The organism is Psychrobacter sp. MF31 (assembly GCF_012847335.1).
Classification (GTDB): domain Bacteria; phylum Pseudomonadota; class Gammaproteobacteria; order Pseudomonadales; family Moraxellaceae; genus Psychrobacter.
The window spans coordinates 495,502-515,125 of sequence record NZ_JABBDX010000001.1 but is presented as its reverse complement, the minus strand read 5'-3'; the positions used below and the strand labels follow the sequence as shown (position 1 = coordinate 515,125).

Annotated in this window: 12 protein-coding genes; 5 read left to right on the top strand and 7 right to left on the bottom strand. The window is 43.6% G+C overall.

The window, feature by feature from the left end; genetic code table 11:
• Positions 1 to 234: 234 nt before the first annotated feature.
• The 3 genes from hrpA (at position 235) to HF322_RS02190 (ending at position 5,961) form a co-directional block, all read left to right on the top strand.
• Complete coding sequence (gene hrpA / locus HF322_RS02200; RefSeq protein WP_169391965.1) at positions 235 to 4,296, top strand: ATP-dependent RNA helicase HrpA; 4,062 nt, start codon at positions 235 to 237, stop codon at positions 4,294 to 4,296.
• A gap of 242 nt (positions 4,297 to 4,538) precedes the next feature.
• Positions 4,539 to 5,045, top strand: coding sequence for a hypothetical protein (locus tag HF322_RS02195; protein WP_169391741.1), 507 nt, complete (start codon positions 4,539 to 4,541; stop codon positions 5,043 to 5,045).
• Between the two features lie 358 nt (positions 5,046 to 5,403).
• Positions 5,404 to 5,961: a hypothetical protein gene (locus HF322_RS02190; RefSeq protein WP_169391740.1), complete on the top strand. Its 558-nt coding sequence runs from the start codon at positions 5,404 to 5,406 to the stop codon at positions 5,959 to 5,961.
• A gap of 44 nt (positions 5,962 to 6,005) precedes the next feature.
• Here HF322_RS02190 and HF322_RS02185 read toward each other — a convergent pair whose 3' ends face one another.
• The 6 genes from HF322_RS02185 to HF322_RS02160 all read right to left on the bottom strand — a co-directional run bounded on the left by HF322_RS02185 (position 6,006) and on the right by HF322_RS02160 (position 16,409).
• Entirely contained in the window at positions 6,006 to 6,917 is a 912-nt protein-coding gene (locus HF322_RS02185) for a hypothetical protein (protein ID WP_169391739.1), read from the bottom strand.
• A gap of 41 nt (positions 6,918 to 6,958) precedes the next feature.
• The gene (locus tag HF322_RS02180) at positions 6,959 to 7,981 is read right to left on the bottom strand and encodes a hypothetical protein (RefSeq protein WP_169391738.1); all 1,023 of its coding nucleotides are present in this window, start codon (positions 7,979 to 7,981) and stop codon (positions 6,959 to 6,961) included.
• Between the two features lie 10 nt (positions 7,982 to 7,991).
• Positions 7,992 to 9,494: a hypothetical protein gene (locus tag HF322_RS02175; protein ID WP_169391737.1), complete on the bottom strand. Its 1,503-nt coding sequence runs from the start codon at positions 9,492 to 9,494 to the stop codon at positions 7,992 to 7,994.
• Positions 9,494 to 10,588, bottom strand: a complete 1,095-nt coding sequence (locus HF322_RS02170) for a hypothetical protein (RefSeq protein WP_169391736.1) — start codon at positions 10,586 to 10,588, stop codon at positions 9,494 to 9,496. The genes HF322_RS02175 and HF322_RS02170 overlap by 1 nt, the downstream gene beginning before the upstream one ends.
• Positions 10,589 to 10,593: 5 nt before the next feature.
• Positions 10,594 to 15,795: a tubulin-like doman-containing protein gene (locus tag HF322_RS02165; RefSeq protein WP_169391735.1), complete on the bottom strand. Its 5,202-nt coding sequence runs from the start codon at positions 15,793 to 15,795 to the stop codon at positions 10,594 to 10,596.
• 86 nt (positions 15,796 to 15,881) lie between these two features.
• A complete protein-coding gene (locus tag HF322_RS02160) occupies positions 15,882 to 16,409 on the bottom strand; it encodes a hypothetical protein (protein WP_169391734.1) in 528 nt (175 codons plus the stop codon).
• 409 nt (positions 16,410 to 16,818) lie between these two features.
• On the opposite strand from HF322_RS02160, the gene HF322_RS02155 reads away from it, so the two are divergent.
• Positions 16,819 to 17,745, top strand: coding sequence for a bestrophin family protein (locus HF322_RS02155; protein WP_169391733.1), 927 nt, complete (start codon positions 16,819 to 16,821; stop codon positions 17,743 to 17,745).
• A 61-nt stretch (positions 17,746 to 17,806) separates the two neighbouring features.
• Positions 17,807 to 18,283 carry a hemerythrin domain-containing protein gene (locus HF322_RS02150; RefSeq protein WP_169391732.1) on the top strand — a complete coding sequence of 159 codons (477 nt, stop codon included), beginning with the start codon at positions 17,807 to 17,809 and terminating at the stop codon, positions 18,281 to 18,283.
• 84 nt (positions 18,284 to 18,367) lie between these two features.
• Here the strand turns inward: HF322_RS02150 and HF322_RS02145 are convergent, their stop codons facing one another.
• Positions 18,368 to 19,549, bottom strand: coding sequence for a globin domain-containing protein (locus HF322_RS02145; RefSeq protein ID WP_169391731.1), 1,182 nt, complete (start codon positions 19,547 to 19,549; stop codon positions 18,368 to 18,370).
• Positions 19,550 to 19,624 lie beyond the last annotated feature (75 nt).

Genomic DNA, 19,624 nt, shown 5'->3' with positions numbered 1-19,624 from the left:
TAAGCATTATAGTCAAAAAATAACTCAACGATTGGCTTAAAAGCTTGGTGGTCAATGATGGCTTTTGCTTGAATCTATGGTCTTTTACCCCCATAATTTAAACATTCTTTAATAAAAATAGCCTAAGCAAATATGACCAATATTTCTAGCCCAACACCAAACCAAAACGATACTTTAACGGCTTATCAACAGCATACAAACCAACAAGATGAGACGACTAACGACCTTGTGAACATGCTCGTCCTTGCCAAAGACAAACATTATCTTTCAAGACTTGAGCGCGATATTAGTAAGCTCAATCAGCAAATTCGCAAAAATCCAAGCAACAGCAAAAAGCTAGCGGACGAGCTTGAAAAAAAGCAATCACAATTTGCCAAAATTCAGACGCGCTCGCAAACCGCAGTTCAAGCACGAATCGATAGCATTCCTGAAAATCTTGCGGCAAAGCTGAACATGGATTTGCCGGTAAGTTTGCGTGCCGATGATTTGGTTCAAGCCATTATTGACCATCAGGTGATTATCGTAGCAGGGGAAACCGGTTCTGGGAAAACCACTCAGTTGCCCAAACTTGCCATGCTGGCAGGTCGCGGCGTGACAGGACAAATTGGTCATACTCAGCCAAGGCGACTTGCGGCAAGAAGCGTTGCCAACCGAATTGCCGAAGAGCTTGGCGAGCCGCTTGGGCAAACGGTCAGCTTTAAGGTTCGCTTTAACGAGCAAGGCTCAAGTGACTCGATTGTAAAACTCATGACCGATGGGATTTTGCTTGCCGAGCTTGGTCATGACCGCTTTTTATCTAAATATGACACTATTATCATCGATGAGGCACACGAGCGCAGCTTAAACATTGACTTTATCATGGGCTATTTAAAGCAAATTTTGCCAAAACGCCCTGATTTAAAGGTGATTATCACCTCAGCGACGCTCGATACGGCGCGCTTTAGCGAGTATTTTAGCCATTATGATCCAAAGCTCAAGCGGCAAATTCCGGCGCCAATTTTTAATGTCGAGGGTCGCAGCTATCCGGTTGAGGTTCGCTATCGACCGCTGACCGATGAGCCGGTAGCAAGCTCGGACGATGACAGCTTTGATGACTTTGAAGAAAATCTGCCGCGAGCGGTAGTTGCTGCCGTTGAGGAGTGCTTTAACGACGCGCACAGCAAAGGTCACCCTGACCAAGCCGATATTTTGATTTTTGCGGCAACCGAAGCTGAAATTCGCGAGCTGCAAGAGGTGCTTGAGCGTCATGGTCCTAAGCATACTGAAGTATTGCCATTATTTGCGCGGCAAAGTTTTGCCGAACAGCAGCGCATTTTTCAGCCCTCTGGTCGCGGCAGACGCATTGTCATTGCCACCAACGTTGCCGAAACGGCGCTGACCGTTCCGGGGATTCGCTACGTCATTGATTTAGGATTTGCGCGGATTTCGCGCTACTCTTACCGCTCGCGGGTTCAGCGCTTGCCGATTGAAGCGATTTCGCAAGCGGCAGCAAATCAGCGCAAAGGTCGCTGTGGTCGGGTTGCGCCCGGTGTTTGTATTCGTCTTTATAGCGAGGAGGACTTTTCCGGTCGTCCTGAATTTACCGAGCCTGAGATTTTACGAACCAATTTGGCGTCGGTCATTTTACAAATGGCAAACTTGCGATTGGGTCAAGTTGATGACTTTGATTTTATCGAGCCGCCGGACACGCGATTGGTTAGCGACGGTCAAAAGCTGCTTAACGAGCTTGGTGCTCTTGGTGATAAGCCTGCTGCGCGCTCAAATAAAAGTAGCGTTCAGCTTACCAAAATCGGTCAGCAAATGGCGCGGATGCCCATTGACCCACGCCTTGCGCGAATGCTCGTTGCCGGATATGACTTTGATTGCATCCGTGAAATGCTCATTGTGGTCGCCGCATTAGCCGTTCAAGACCCGCGCGAGCGACCGGCAAATAAGCGAACCCAAGCCGACCAAAAACACGCGCTGTTTCGCGGTGAAGATTCGGACTTTTTATTTTATTTAAACCTTTGGAAAGCGCTGTTTGAAAAAGATGAGGACGGCAATAAACTGTCCGGAAATCAGCGCAAACAATTTGCTAAAAAGCATTATTTAAGCTTCCCAAGGCTTCGCGAATGGCAACAAACGCACCGCCAGCTTGAGCAAATGATGAGCGAATTGCAGCTCATTGATAAAAATAATAAAGCGGCAAAAGTAACCGATGCCATGGACGAGGAGGCGATGAAGGCGGTCAAATATGCCAACTTGCATCGAGCATTATTGACGGGCTTGCTGTCTATTATTGCCCATAAAACCGAAAATCGCGGTGAATATCTAGCAGCGCGTCAGCAAAAAGCTAAAATTTTTCCGGCAAGTACTGTCTTTAAACAAGTTCCATCTTGGGTGATGGCGTTTGAAATGGTCGAAACCTCGCAAGTGTTTATGCGAACGGTTGCCAAAATTGAGCCGGAATGGATTATTTCAGCGGCTAGTGATTTGCTTAAATACCACTATTTTGAGCCGCATTGGTCGAAAAAAACCGGTCGCGTTAAAGCTTACGCGCAAATCAGCTTGTTTGGCTTGATTATTATCAGTAAGCAATTGACCAATTATGAGCAGGTTAATTTAACGGAAGCCCGCGAAATTTTTATCCGTGATGGCTTAGTAACTGGAAACTTTGGTCGGCAAGCGCCATTTTTACAGCACAATTTGGACAAAATTGCCCACGTTGAGCGCATTGAAGATAAGCTTCGCCGCCGAGATTTATTGGTTGATGAAGAGGCGCTGTACCAGTTTTACGATAAAAAAATCCCTGAAAATATTGCTAGCCGAAAAGCCTTTGAGGATTGGCGCGCGGAAGTTGAAAAAACCGACAGCTATTATCTGTTTTTCACCGATGATGATGTGATGAACAGCCAAGCGCCAACGACGGGCGATTTTCCCGAAGTTTGGCAATTGGGCGATTTAAAATTGCCGCTGAGCTACGTATTTGACCCAGCAAGCGATGATGATGGTGTGAGCATTCGCGTGCCACTTGTTGCCTTGCCGCAATTGGATGCCGTTGAGCTGCTTTGGGGTGTTCCGGGATGGCGCTTTGAATTGGTGTTGCAATTGTTAAAATCGTTGCCCAAAGACATTCGCCGTCAAATTGTGCCGATTCCAGATACCGCCGACAGCCTGTTTGATGAGCTTGATCCGAACGCCTCGCAAGGGCTGTTAAAGCAGTTAACGCAAGCGCTGCATCGCCGTGGCGTGATGGCGGTAACGCCTGAAAGCTTTAATCCGTCAACGATTGATCGGTATTTACAGCCGCAAATCTGCGTCGTTGATGAAAAAAACCGCTTGATTGAAAAAGGTCGCGACTTGCCTACGCTGCAAATCCGTCATGCCAGTGAGACTCGGCAAGCGGTCAATGAGCAGCAAGGGGCGCACACTAGCTTCCCTGAGCATTTTGCCTTTAGTAAAAACCGCCATCATGCTGGCGTGGTGGTGAAAGAATTTGCCGCGCTCGTTGCCGACAGCGAAGGTAGTGCGGTCAGTATTCATCAATTTACCGATGTCACCGCCGCCTTGCAAGCGCACCGAATTGGCGTACTCACACTGATTAAACTGAAACTTGGGGCTCGAAAAAAACAGCTGACCAGTCAAATCGACAAAGCTTTTAAGCTTGCGTTTGCGCCGCTTGGCGATATGGAAGCGCTTAAAACCGTGGTGATTGATGCCGCTCTTGATGCCACTTTAGAGGAGCATTATATTTTATTTGACCACAGCAGCGATTTGCCGGAAAGTGCGGATAAAATAGCAGTTAATTTGGCAGAAGAGTTGCCGTTAACGCCAGCGGAATTTACTAAAACTTGTGACGCCGTATTAAGCCAGTTTTTATTGGTCGGTCAGCAAGTGATTAAAACGCTCAAAACCGTTTACACCCGTTGGCAGCGCATCCGCCAAGGGCTACTTATGCTGGATCGCGAGATTTTTGGTGAGTCGATTGATGATATTGAAGATCAGCTTGAGGATTTGCACTTAGCCGACTTTGTTTACCGGATGGATTATAGCCACTGGCAGCAATATCCGCGCTATTTGGAGGCGCTTGAGATTCGCCTTGAGCGCTTGGAGCACAATTTGGATGCCGATTTGGAAGGCGTTTATCAGCTCGATGAGCACATGGAGCGCTTGGCGGGGCGGGCAAGTCTTGAGGCGATCAGCGATTACCGCTGGATGGTTGAGGAGTTTCGGATTCAGCTGTTTGCCCAGCCTATGAAAACGCGCGGCGCGGTATCGCAAAAGCGGCTTAGCAAACTTTGGGATCAAGTCAGATAGTTCGATTGTCATCCTATTAAAGCATGGCTAAAGACTTTAGGGCTACAAAAGTTATCGGTTTCACTAAAGTAATGGTGATGACTTTAAGATATGTTAAGGGCATACTAAAAATCGACTGGATTAAGCGGTGCTAGTCAAATAAGGCAGCCACCATGACTAAGCGCAAGGAGTGCTCTTATGAAATCCGTCTATTTTTCCCTTATGATAATTGGCGTATTTTTAAGCGCGGCTCATGCTGAGTCGTGGGAGACGGTAATTCCGGCAGTAGAAAACGTGCCGCCTTTTATCTTGCAGAAGCCAATCGTCTTGGCTACGCGAACCTTGCTAAAAACGATAGTGACTATTTGACATATTATCGTGACGACCACGAGTGCGCCATTCTTGGTCGAATGTTTGGACTGACCGATGTTGTTGCAGAAGCTGAGCATTTGGATACGCCTAGAATTGCCAATAACCTGTCAGATAATGAAGTAATTAAGCTATTTGCCGCCGGTCGTACTTTAGAGGCTTGGATCGCGCAGGCAAACCATGCACTTAGTCAAACCAAAGCGCAGCGCGTGCAGTATTGGAATGACAATTGCGCAGGCAGTGGTAAATTCAAATTTGCGCCAAGCTTGCTATTAACAACTATACCAAGCTTTAGTAATTTTCCTACTAAAACCATCAAGTCAAAATCCAACGCGCCAACTCAAGCTAAGATGCCAGACTTCAAAACCCCGACCTTGGCAAGGTCGTGCTCTACCAACTGAGCTAATCCCGCTTAAGTCATCGTCAGATGATGAAGGCGTATTACACGCGCTTTTCTAAAGGTGTCAATACTTTTTGCAAAGTATTTTCAAAATTAGAAATGATATTTAATCAACGCAGCAACCGCGTTTTGATCCACATCATTAATATCAAATTTGTTTTTCCAATAGTCGTATTCAACACCTACTTCTAGGCGATTATCAATACCAATCACTGGCTGGATGTTGTATTTGATCTGTGGGTTGAAGTGGATGCTGTTTTTAACATTATCAAATTCGTTGTTAAACGCAAAATCAACACAGTTGGTTCAAAGTTCGCATTCTAACCAACAATGACCCCAAAGAGGAGCACGAAGTTTGGATGTCGGATACCGCAAGCATTACCCTTTATGAGTTTGAAGTTAAAGCTGGCGCGTTTGCTATGGGGCGGCATCCAAGAGCGATTTCAAAGCGGATTAGCTCTGATGAAATTGCGGTATTTGCCTTAGCTCGCAGCGGTCGATTGGTAAAAGTTGAGGCGGATACGCTACTGCAATTTGGTGATATTGTTTGGTATGCCATGCGCGGTGATTATGCTCGGCAAATTGCGCAGATTTTTAATGATACCAAGCTTGATAAGCACGCCATTGAGGATTTTTACGGCGATTGGCTGCTGTCACCCAACGTTAAATTGGGCGATTTGCCGTTTTTTGCGGACTTAAAAAAAGCTGAAGCCAAACAGCTTGGCAACCCCAAAGCACCAAGTATTTGGCAGCAAACGGTGGCTGAATTTGTGATGGCAAATGTGGCAACGTCTCCAGTTGCTGGCGATAAAATCGTTGTTAATGAGGAGTGGTCGTTAGTGGTTAAGGAAGTCGATAAAAACGGCGTACCTTGCGCAATAGGGCTTAAGCATGAGGCACTGGCAGCGATCGTCTAAATTAAGCTTAAATGGCAGAACTGGCCAAAACACACTTAAAATAGCTAACTAAATAAGCCTTCAAAAAATGAGGATAAAACGAGAAATAATAATAAATATCCCATAAGCGGCCAAAATCGCGCATTCTTTTTTGGCTTAGTGGCTAAGTTTGATCTGCTTTTAACTGCTAAGCTGTTTTGTGCGCCCTCTCTTTGCGATTCTAACCAATCGTCAGTAGGCTCAGCGGTATTTTTTTCTTTATAGACATCAGCAATAGGAATGACAGAGACGGGTGATTCGGATGCTTGATACTGAGAGTAGATGTCTGTAAGTTTAACAGGATTTTGTGTCTCAGTTTCAGGTGGCGTGTCGTTGATCGTGACCTGATTGACTTTTTGATCGGGTGTTAACTTAGCTTTGCTAAGATGGCGTTTCTCATTTAAAACAGCATGCCACTGCTGATTGAGCTGTGATTTTATCGTTTCGCAAAAATATTCGAAATTTGAATAGTTGATTTTAGCAATATTGAATTCAGTATCGTTATTGATGGTCAACTCTGGGGCAACCCAAAGTCTAAAAAAAATCAAGTTATTATGAATTTGATAATCGGTGATATCGTGGTCTTTTGTTAAGCGAATAAACGCATCGATGGGATCTGTGCTGCGATTTTTAAAACAAATAAAAATTTGCCGGACGTCATCAGCATGAATGTTGCGGTTAAAGTCGCGATCTAAATCTAAAGTTAGGTAGCTATTTAGCGTAAATCCTTCTACTAAACAGTTGCGCCGAACTTGTGGGGTGACGGGATTTTTTTCGACAATATCTAACGCATAAGTTTCAGGATTGATTTTGCTAAAATCAAAATAATCAAGATTGATGTTCGGATCATCCATCAAATGATGCTGAATAAAAATGCCATAATCGACATCAAGCGTATCGACCAAAGTTGCCACATATAAAAGTAAATTAAATCTCATTATCGCTTGTTTCCGCTCAGCTGCTTTGTTTTCATTGTAGGTCAGAATCTGTCTACAGGGCGAACTTCAGTGATTTTATTATCAACGACCTTGATATAGTGCCATTGCTGATGTGCCCAAATTTTATCTAAGCTGGTTGGCTTTTGAATACAATAAGCCAATCCCGTATGTTCTGTTAAATGTAAAATACCTAAGACAAAAGTATGCCGCGGCGGGCTTAGGTCAGGCACCATCGTGCTGACGCCCTGACCGCTTGTCCAAAAGGCGATTTTATAATCATCCGTCATTTTGTCCATAAAGTCTGCAGGAAGCCTGTCCTCCAAGCTGCCTCGACCTGCTGACTTAAGCCACTCTTGAAAGCCTTCTAAAAGACTGTCAACATCCCTTATAGAAAATACCTGCCAAACTGAATCTTTAGCCGTTGGGATAATTTCTTCATCGTCGATAAGCTCTAGCTCATATTCTTTTTGGAGGCTTTTTGTTTGCGTATCTTTTATTCGTGAACTCTCTGATTTAAAGCTTTCTGTTTTTGTGCTTTCTAAATTTGAAAGATTTTCAGGTAGCGCTTGGTATTTATATTTGATTGCTTTATTTGAATCATAATCTTGGGGCGGTATGATGTCGGTAGGTAAGTTACCTGCATTTTCTAACATCTTTTTAATACAAGAAAAGTTAGGGGCGCGCGCCTTTGGATAAATTTGAGCCAAGCCTTCAAAAGGCTCGAAAGTTAAATCAGATCTTAACAAGATTGGCTGATTGCTTTTAATATAAAGTTTTTGCAAAAAGCTCTTTTCTTGCTCAATTGATGATGACCATAAATAAACAACACTAATGGTTGCGTCATTTTCTAACAGTTTGTCAATATCAAGGCTGCCGCTAATGGCAGGTGAAGGCGTTTCAGAACTTGTGAGCTGAAGACCAAAATCACTTGTTGAGCTGTCATTAAGGTTCAGCGGAATCTTATCAAAATCAGCTGATCTACCTTTTTCTAAAATAAGGAAACAGTTGTTTTGAAATGCTTCAAAAGCTGGTTGGTTCACGGTTAGCTGAAAGAATATTTCCATGATACTCTCCTTACAGCTTTGGATCACAAACTAAGTTAATGTCGATGCTGCGAGGATAAAGCATTTCGATTTGCTGTTTTGAGCGATTGGCAAGACTGGCAATGAGCTGATCAAACTGAAAAGTCTTATCGTTTAAGTTTGAGCAATCCGAATCCGAGGTGCAGCCATCGCGCTCAATGGCATAGCTTAAATAATAATTGGTATTGATGGGCTTGCTTGCCGCCGCGTATTGTAGCGTGACTCCTTGAGCATTTTTTTGTGAGTCACCCATTCCGGAGCTGACGCCAATACAGGCGTTTTGAGCACCGACGATGGGAACAGACAAAAAGCCGTCTTGGACATCAGCGGTATTAGGGCTTTTTGCTGAAATGTCATATCCTGATGCTAGCGGCAGATTTAACCGAAGCGTGCTGCCAGTTTTTGAGCGAAATAGTGCGCCGTCAGGGCAGATTTTATCGCGATTGGTTTTAGGATTGGGATAGGGAAAAAAAGTGATGTCTTCTTTATTATTCCAACTTAAATTGTAGCAGTATTTTTGTTCCTCGCTCAGCGTCGCTCCTGACTCAAAACTGCTGATAAAAGGTTTTTTATCAGGATCTGACAAATCGATTAAATTTTTAGGGCTGATAATTGGCGCAGGCGAGCTAAAGCTGTCATAACTTTTTGCCTCATTGGTCAACAGCTTAACTTGCGGTAAAAATTCGCTTTGGGCGACAACGCTGTCTGGAAACTGATTTTGTGCATTTTTTAGCTGCAATTGTAGCGCTTCAATTTGCTTGGCATCCGCTTTTTGTTTGGTAAACCAAAAAAAGTGAACGTGCTTTTGCAGCTGATCGAGCATTTTAACGTCGTTATTTACCGTATAATATCGACCAACGAAGGGCGATCGCAGGGATAAAATGCCATTTGATAGCGCAATACTTGCGTTATTCGGCGAAACGTAGTTGGACAGGAGCTGATCGTATTGCGTTTCAAATTGAGTTCGCTCAGCAGGCAGTAAATGCATGTCGGAGATGATTGCAACCGATCGTGATTGCAGCTCGGGGTCTTCTCGGTAGTCCTTTAAAATAAGCCCAAGCTGCGTATATTGACCGTTTAAATTGCAGTGGCCTTGCATCAAGGCATTTTCAAATTGCTCAAATGGCAAATAAGTTGCGCTATCAGGCGACTTGTCCTGCATAAAAATCAGCAGCCGATCGTTGCTTCGCATGACCGCTTGGATGGCTTGGACAAGCTTGGTGATGGGAAGCGCTTTTTCGGTTGTACCGAGCTTTGCATCAAAGTAGCCGCACATACTTGCTGAACCATCGATAATATAATCGATAGCAGCAGGGGCATTGTTCGTATTTAGGTTGGTATCTGGAATGATGCTTAAATTTAAAGGCGGCATGGGATCAGGTGCAATATCAATCGCAGCGTCTTTTTTAGGTTCAGATGGCGGCTCTGGCGTCTCGCTACAAGCGACCAAAGCGCTCAATAATAAAAGCGCGCCAAGCTTATAACGATGTTGCATTAAACAGTCTCCAGCGGTGTTCCTGAAACATTAAGCGTTTGCCCAATACATTGAACTTCATACCACGATTGATTTTTCCAAAGCGTTGACAGCGAATTGGGTTTGTTATAACAATAAGCAATCCCTTGTTGATCAGGCCTCGTGAGACTAATGACCGAAACATACATCTGGTTTTTGGTGGGCTTCACATCATCAACGCCATCGCCTTGCGCCCAAAACTGGATGCTATAGTGCCAATGATTAAGCTTTTGTTGAATTTTAGCTGGAATCACCTCTTCAATTTTGTTTTTGCCGCGATTTGTGGTGAGCCATTTGTTGAAGATATCCGCCAATTGCTTTCGATCTGCCAAATCAAGATCAGAAATTACGGGCTTGTCATCTATAGGTAAAGGCAACACGGCGTTATTATTTAATTGATTCGGCTCATACGATTTTGAGGATTGAGCAATAGAAATCTGATGAAGCTCTTGCCTTATTTTTAAATTTTCCTCTTTTAACTGTTTAAGACTTTTATTGTTGCTATTCACTTGAGCGGTCAATTTGCTAAGATTTTGAGTTAACTCCTTATTTTCATCGGCTAAAGCACGAAGCTGGCTCAATAAAAACCCTAATCCTAGTACCAACAGCGCTATAATTCCTGCCAACATATAATCTAAAGACAGTCCAAAAATGGTCTTTTTTGGTGCTTGAGCCGCTGCCGGAGTAGCTTGAGGCGTTGCTATGGCGTCAGTGCTTGGGGCTGAATTAGTGGCTGTTTCCTGAAGGTTGGTGCTTGAGCTTAAATCGCGGTTAGTAATTTGCGAATTATTTGCAAGCGGCTCAGAAGTGTCAGAGATTAACGGTTTAGCCGCTGTATCAGCTTTTAAGTTGTCAAGCTTATCGGCGTTATTTTCAGTAACAGCAGGCTCGTTTTTGGTTTGAGGCGCCGTTTTTTTGCTGTCTTGTGATGCTGCAGTCGCTGTCGTTGTAGCATTATTTTTCGTATCGCTATCGATCGCTGCTGCAGATAACGGTAGCAACATAGTGAGCGCTAACGACAAGGCTAAAGGCGCTTTTGGGGTCAAATCGCTACGACGATAAGGGGTAGTTTTCATTCTTATTAGCCTTTATAGTCCTGAAGCTGCTGCAGGAGCGCTTGATAAAAGTTCCAATGATCAGTACCGCTTCCTGATCCGGTTAAATACATGGCGTTGACATCGTAAAACCGAGCATTACCGTATTTATTGTTAGTAAATAAATACGCCACCTCATCGGTATTTTCCCAGTACTTTTTAGTAAATGGAAATAAGCCGTTTAAAACCGGAATCAAGTGCTCAGCGTCAAGAAGCGTCTCATTTAAGCGTGGGCTGCTGTCTGCTTTATGGTATTCAGCCAAAGCCGCGGTATCCGAAGCATTTTTATCAAACATATTGGCCGGATAGAGAATCTTTGGATGGTTTAATGGCGTGCTGTCATTATTTTGGAACATCGCATCAGCAATGCTTCCTGCGCCATCACGAATCATATGCTCTTTGCTGTTTTCGTTGTATTTAACGTTCAGCGTAATATCCTCACTGTGAGGAACATCGGCAAAAACCGTCTGCCAAACGCTTGGCGCAAAGTGACCGGCGCTAAATGAGGGATGCGGGTGCGTATCGTGACTAAAATAAGGTCCAAGCTTAAAGCCGTTACCTTGAAGCACGATGTTCAGCTTATGATTTTTTAAAACATCAAGTGAGCTTATGCCAGCTTCTTGAAGCAAAAGCTTAATCTTGATAAAAATGTATTCATAAAGGCTTTCAAAAAACATTTGCGCCACTTTGGCAACGGCATCTGAGCCTTTAGGGATTTCATCAATAATGCGGATATTATTTCGGATTTGCAATTTCAGGGCTGAGCTTAATAGCGTATCGTAATATTTTGGCGATTCTTTTGCCGAATCAACTTTGACTTTATGCGTTAATGCCGTTCGAATTGGGCTATTGACCGGCTTTAGAAGTGCGTTTAACAAGTCATTTCCTGCCCATTCAATACTACTTGAGTATTTTAAATGGGTCGTGCCATCTTTTAAGTCCGAACAAGACAGCTCAATGTCAATATCGGTCGTACCACCACCCATATCGATGATGATATAAGATTCATTAGGGTTGATCATAGACATTTGCAGCGCCGCTTCGGTTTCTGATACCTCGATGATTTCATTTTTGTGAATATTAATTCCGGTTTCAGAGCTGAGTTTTTGCAAAATGTTGCCAACATCGCGAGAGTAGGTATTGGCAAAGGTGGTGTTATGAAACATAAACGCGTCAGGTCGGGTCACATAAACGTAGCTGATGTCGGTCACGCCTGAAAACTTCAATCGTGCGAGCACCCCAATTAAAATTTGCTCGATATAAAGCGTTCGCAATTTATTTGACAGCTGATAATCTGTGCCGCCAATGTCTTGTGGCCACTTGATGTTGCCATAGATTCGCTGAACGTCATTGGTGCCATTTAATAACGTATGAAAATAATCGATTCGGTCTTTGTCAGATTTGGTAAAGCCGTAAACGTCACTACAAAGCGGCGTAAATATTGGCGCGGTCAAATTGATATGGTTATGAATGACTTGGCTGCGATCGACCTGATTTTTCATCGTTTTAATCTGCAAATCTGCTTGGCTGTCACCGCTGACGCTTGATCGGTTGCTAAGCCCCAAGATAATCTCGCTTGGGATGGTATAGCTGCTTAGTTCATCAACATTGGCTTGCCGCTGCAAGTAATAAACGCTGCGGTTTTTAAGCCAGTTTTGATAGCCTTGATCCTCATCCAATTCTGAATAAATAAGCCATTCCATTTTTGGCTCATCAAAGGTATTGGCAAGATTGATATTCTCGCGGGTAAGCTGACCTTGATCGTTATAAGTAATGGCCATACAGGTGTTAGACGTTCCAAAATCAATACCGAGGCTCTTGATGTGGCTTTTTCCTGATTTTAGCTCGTCATTTAAAATGATGGGCTGAGTGGCAATCACGGTATCGCCGCAAGAAAGCTCAATGATCGCCGGAACAAAATCAATTCTCACAGGAATGGCATCAAAGCCAAACGTTTCAAAGCTTTGAAGATCTTGCGAGTAAATCGTGATGCTCATGCTATCTGAGCCAAGCGTGGTTAAAAGCTTGCTGGCAAGATCTTGATAGACGTTACGTTTTTCAATATCCACCGAGACAAAATAATAATTCCAGCCTTCAGCTTTAAAGTTTGGCCAAACGCCAACCCCAAATGCCAAGTCATAAGCGGTAATGGCAATCGTTGGCTGATTGGTCGCTGATTGTTGAAATTCCATCCAACCAAGCTCAGGAACATAAAGCTTGGTATATTGGATCGTGCAGTCGTTGTTGCTCTCGCCTGCAAATCTGACTTTGGTATGAACAAATTCGTTGGGATCTTTATTGAGATTGTTAATGACTTTAGGATCAAGCCAATACTCTTTTTTAACCGGTAAAAACTGGGTGATGGTGACGACGTTGCCGTTATCATTGGGCAATTTGTCAAGCATCACGACTTTTGGTGATTTGATAAGGTAGTTGCTGGTGTTGACCACCGATCTTGAAGTACCAATTTCATCAAGGACCACCGTATGGCGGCAGCCTAAGGTTAGCGGCGGCTCAATCGGTGAGACTGCCGTGCTGCTGGCAGGGCTTGGCAGATCAGTTAAAATGCCAGTTAGCGCCGTCAGCAAAATAGTTTCATTGCTGTTATTGTCAATGCTTGGGCTGTTTCTTAACCGATTTTTTAATTGATTAAGCTGCGAGGCAAAAAACGTATCAAGCGAGGTGGTACTGCCTTTATCGCCCACCGTTTTTCTTGAAAATAAATCGGCATAGCGGTGGCGCAGGGTCGGAAGCTGCATGGATTGCAACATTTTAGCAAAATAGTCTTGCGCCTCGCTGTTAGCTGCTAAACACCAAAAATAGCCATTCCATAAAAATAGCGGCGTCCGATTGGCGTCGTTGGTCACGATCATGCCAAGCTCGTCATCATTCCAGTTTTGGGTGAGAAGCTCGCGCTTAAGCCAGCGGTGATAAGCGTTGCTATCATTTAAGGAGATGGTGGTGAAAGTGATCTCAGTTGATCCGCTCATCAGTAACCAAAACGCGGCTTCAATGACGCGCTGAGCGTACAAGTATAGCCCCATTTCGGTACTTTGGAATTTATTAGCTTGAATGTTGTAGTATTTGGTGTGACCGTTTTCTAGTAGCTGACCTACGGTAATATGGTTTTGATTTTGAAGCCGCCATTTTTGTAATAAAAACGCTGCCAGAATGTTCGGAACGCCTTGGGCAATGCGCTCATCTAAGCGAACGGTGTTGATTAAATTGGCCGTCGTTGAGGTTGGGTACAGCGCATCAAGCCAATACAGCGTTTTTGGATGCTCGATGTCCATAATATCAAGGGTAGCAACGTCGCCTGCCAGTTGTAAGTTCCAATCCATGGTTCCAAAGTGGGCAATCCGGCCTTTTTGCGGCTGCATTTGTAACTGAACTTGGCTAATAGACTGGGCGTTATCCACTTTATCTTTAAATTCAAAAAAGGTCTCGCCAAACTCTTCGGACGATTTGACGTACTTATTAAGATTTTTAAAAATAGCGCTGCCAATATCACTGGCAAGAGCAGCATATTTATCTGCATCTGAGTCGATTTTTTCAGCAATGGTATTGATTTTGGCTTGCAAGGTGGTGTTCATGCCATTTTGGTCGGTAACCAAAATGTTCTCAAGAACTTTTAACGCGCAAGACTGCCAAAGCTCGTTGGCCTCAAAACCTGTCTGATCATTAGCGCCGACCAATTTTGACCAAAGCGCGTTGGCGTTTCCGGCTTGACTGATGTTAAAGTACGGTCGAAATTCAGGAATGATTCCTGAGGCGTTTTGGTTGTCGTAGTCGTGGCTACAAATCCATTTCAGCGTATCTTGATATTGCTTTTGCTCAAAGGCAAGCGCGTCTTTTAAGCTGGTCGCGACCACTTTTGGCACAAAGCTGACTGATTTTAGCCCAAACCATGCTTTCTTACTTTCAAGGCTAACCCCAAATTTGGCGCTGATTTCATTTAATAACTGCTTAACGCTATCATACTGCGCCGCCGAGTCGCCAAGAATAGCGTGATTGATGCCGCCTTCAAAGTAGCCCTCAAGCGTTTCAATAAACGCTTGAATGACCAAAATGGTCAGTGCATTTTTAACCAGCAGCATCCAAAGGCTGACCGCTGTATTGTCTAATGAAAAGTCCTTAAAATGTAGGGACGGGGAGGTGTGCGGGTGAAAATGACCTTGCTGAATCTCTTTTGGCAATTGGCTCATCGGCATATACAGCTCATTGGCATCAAAGTGCCGTGATAAGCTATGCTGAACGGCGTTTGCCGCTAATAAATTAATGACATGAGTGTGCTCTGGCTGATCAAAATCTCCCGCACTTGGGCGCTGAATGTCCTGCCACTGACTTCCTGATTGGATAAAAATCGAGCTTACCGCATTATTGTTATTGGACTGCAATTCATACTGAAAATTTCGCAGCGCAAAAGCCGTGTTGCGTTTTAATTTTGCCACATCAAACGCGCTTCCGGTAGCGCCATCATCACCGGGTTTTAATTGGAACCAAGGTAGGGTGGCCACCGTTGCCAAATTAATGGTTCGCCCTGAGCTTGAATTGTTGATAATCTCGTTAAAAGTTCGCGCAAGCGTTGGAATGATTCCGCTTCCGGTGCCGCCAAATACTGAGCCGACAATCACAATATTGCAATCGGTGGTATTGATTCCGGTCACGTCATCATCAAACAGTGATAAAAACTCTTTTTGTAGCAGTTGCTTGTTGCTCGTGTCGATTTTACCGCTGCTATCAAGAACGCGGCCTAGTTTTTCACCAAAAATGGTCGAGCCAACTTTTGGATTGGCGTGCATACCTTCAGAAACCTTAATGTTTAAATCTTGGTCATAAAAAAAGGCATTGATTTCTTCGGTGGTGTTGCTTTTTTGCGCCAATAACACGTTTTTAACGGTCAAATCACTGTTGGTTGACAGCTGCTGACTGTAGGGGCGAATGATATCAAAATTGGCTTCTTTGGTTTTGCTGTTGATACCGCGATTGCGCAGATACTCATGCAAGTTTTGGATATCAGGGACAAGCTGACTGCGGCGGTTGGCGATTTGCTGCGACTGAGCATCCGCATCGATGATATAAACGTGCGGCACATCGACAGCTTTTGCATTTCCTAAGGCAAGCACCCGCAAATACGCATGAACGATATGCTGTCCTGACCCACCAACCCCAATGACCACATTTGACACAACAAGCTCCTACAAGACTTTAAATTTCTGTCTTTTTTAAATAATTTCAGCCGTGACTGCTAACAGATAAATTCCATAATTCAATATTAGCGGTGTTTAGCATATAAAAATTTCGCGGTCACCAAAAAGTAAATCAACACACTAATGATCATGATGACAATGGTACTGACAACCAAGCTGCTTAAAAACAGTGGCGTAGTGAATGGCAAAAACTTTGCAAATAAAATAGATTTGATGTTCATACAAACCTTAATATTTAAAGGATCTGAGACCACGGCATAAATATTAGGTTTGATACAAGATGCTGCAGATTTATTAAATAAAAAATTGGGAAGGGCAAAGATAATCAACGCGATAATGGCGGTATATCCTGAATAAATCAGACGGGCACGCTTAACGATCATTCGCGGGTTTTTGCGATTTCGATGAAACATCATGGCGCCGATGACCACGCTGATAAAAATAGCAAAAAACGTAATGGCAACATAGGTCGTCAGTTGACCCGTTTGTTTAAAAGCTGGCGCCAATTCATTCATCTCTAAAATCATCAAGGCGCCGATCAGCGCGCTAATAATTCCTGCAATAGCAACGGTTTTTACCATTGAATTTTTCATGAACATCTCATTACGAAAGTGGTTTTTTCTAAGCTTAAGTGCTTGGTTTATAACGCTAAAAATACGTTATCAAGTCGAAAATATAATAAATAACAAACTTTTAATTAGATTTTAATTGGTAATTTTCAATATTAACGCTATTAATTTATAATTGTTTATCTATTGTTATACATAAGTTCATATAATTTTACTTGAATTTTATAAGGTTTTCTACTCTTAATGAAAATTTGTCTTGAAAATAATCGTTAACAGAGTGAAAGCGTAAGTAGCAGCGGCAGTTTGAAGTTAAAGGCTAAATTCACATAACTAATCTTTGATTCAGTATAAGCTTTGTTATAATTGGCGACGTAAAATTGACGGTCTCAAATTTTTTGAGGTCTTATTTAATTCTTGCCGTTAGGAAGTGGTCATGATTGTCCGGCAAAAGCTAAGTGCCTTTACGTTATTTTTTGCCCTTCGCGGTTCAGTGCTCCCCAATACTTACCCGCAAATTATTTTAATCACCGCTATCAGTGCGTTGGTCACTTGGATTCAGCATGAGTTTCCAAGCTCGTTTTCAGGCTTTAGCACCGCGCCTTTTACCCTGCTTGGGATTGCGCTCTCCTTGTTTCTAGGATTTCGCAATAACGCCAGTTATCAGCGTTGGTGGGAGGCGCGCGGACTTTGGGGTCAACTGGTGTTTGATTCACGCAGTTTTACCCGTCAAATTATGTCCTTTATTGATGACAGAAGTGAAGAAGGCAGGCAAGCGCAAAAAGAGATGGTTTATTTAAATATTGCCTTTGTTCATGCGCTTCGGCATCGGCTTCGTGACAGTGAGCCTTGGGAGGATGTGGATAAGTTTGTCGAGGAAAAATACCATCAGCAAATGCGCGAGAGCAAAAATCTGCCCGATTTTATCATGCGTCTGCTTGGCAAAAAGCTAAGCAACAGCCGTAAAAAGCGCTTGGTCACTGAGCTTATGATGCAAAATATTGACCAACAGCTGTCCTCAATCACCATCGTTCTTGCTGCTTGCGAGCGTATCCAAAACACGCCACTGCCGTTTGCTTATATGCTGCTGGTTCACCGGACGACCTATCTTTATTGCTTTATGCTGCCGTTTGGATTGGCATCATCGTTAGGTTGGGCAACGCCGCTGATTTGCGCCTTAGTTGCCTATACCTTTTTTGGTCTTGATGCGTTAAGTGAGGAGCTTGTTGACCCGTTTGGCTTTGAGGCAAACCATCTGCCGCTTGAGGCACTGTCACGAACCATTGAAATCAACTTGCTAGAAGCATTGAACGAGTCGAATTTACCGCCGCCGGTCATGCCTGTGAAAGGTTGTCTGCAATAAGGCGAAGATAAAGCTTATGATTTTGTTATGCTGATAATAATGCTCTAAAAAGGAAAGTGTAATGAAACGCGCCCATCAATTGCAGCCCTTATCGCGAGAACACCACTTAGGACTCAATCTATCCAATCACGCCAAAAACTGCTCTGATAACCCTGACGACATTTTGCAGCATTGGCAAGCGCTTGAAATTTACCTGACAACCATGACCGCGCATTTTGCGCTCGAAGATAACGTGTTAGCCAAGTTATTATCGCCATATGAAAAGGACATTCCTGAAATCAAGGCGGCGCTGGTGACCTTAAATCAGCACCACAGGGAACTTGAAACGCTGCTCACTTTGATGCAAGCGGCTGAGCGCCAAGGTAAGCCAATTCAAGCGGAGCAGGTTCGCAAACTTGCCACGTTATTGTATGACCATATCCGCTTTAAGAAACGCGAATTATTTCCGCTTGCGGAAAAGCACTTAACAGAGGCGCAGTTAAACGCCATTTATGACGCCAGTGACGATAACGTTAAACGTTTTTCTGAGGGTCGTTGATTTTATTTTTTTAGTCAAAAAAAAGCTGAATATTTTTAAGTCAAGTTAAAAATATTCAGCTCAATTTGTCGTTTTAAAACCAGCTTACGAGACTTGCAAGCTCATTTTTGGACCAAACGGCTCATAATGAACAAAATCTGCGCCATGCTCAAGGGTCATCAAGCCATCAATCATGCTTTCCATAAACGGCATTGAACCACAAACATAAATATCTGTAGGGTTTGGCAGTTTTGCAAGCAAAGCTTCATCCAAAATATTCTTGCTTTCAAAGTAAAAAATATGCCGCTCAACCGAATTGGCGGTGTCTAGCAGCTTATTAATGCGCGCTTTAAAGGCATGATTTTCTGCATTTTGGCAAGCATACGCCCAAACAATCGGACGATTTGGGTTTTGGGCAACTTGCGTTTCAAGCATAGCTAGTACCGGCGTGACCCCAACTCCTGCGCTGATAAGCACAAGCGGCACCTCATTTTGGTCAATCAACGCTTTTTCAAGCGCGAAGTCACCGGCAGGCGCGGACAATAAAATCGTATCGCCAACTTCCACCTTATCATGCAAATAGTTCGATACCAAGCCTTGATGGTCGTTACGGTTGTCACGGCGAACCGCAAGATAAATGCCATTGTCTATTTTGGTCGAGCAAAGCGAATAGTGACGAAGCGCTAAATGAGAGCTGTTTTTTGGGTCGGTTTTTACCGTAATGTATTGCCCTGCGCTTAAGTTTAATTTATCTAACTTAATCGTGTCATCAATAGGAACAACGCTAAACGCGGCAATATCTTCTGACACGAGGGTTTTGTCAGTCACTTTAAATGCTGCAAAGCCTTGCCACATCGCCTCGTCGTACATTTTTTGTTCAACGCTGATAAACACCTCAGCAATCTCATCATAAGCTTCGCGCCAAGCTTCGATAATGTCATCATTAGCAGCATCGCCCAGTACTTGCTTAATCGCGCCAAGTAAATGCTTACCAACGATTGGATAATGCTCTGGCAAAATCTGTAGCGCGCGGTGCTTGTGACCGATTTCAGTGACTTGTGGCATCAAGACCGCCAAATGCTCAAGATGCTTGGCAGCAGCAAGAACCGTAGTGGCAAGCGCGGTTTGCTGACGACCCAGTTTTTGATTGGTTTCGTTAAAAACGTTCAATAGCTCAAGGTGCTCAGCAAACATATTTTGGTAAAACACACTGGTGATAGCGCCGCCGTGCTCTTCTAACACAGGAACGGTTGATTTGACGATAGCGAGGGTTTGTGGGGATGCCATGAGGTTTCCATGATTGAGATTGCAGGTTGTTGAGTGATTAACAGCTATAACATTCATTTAAAATGTGTCTTATAG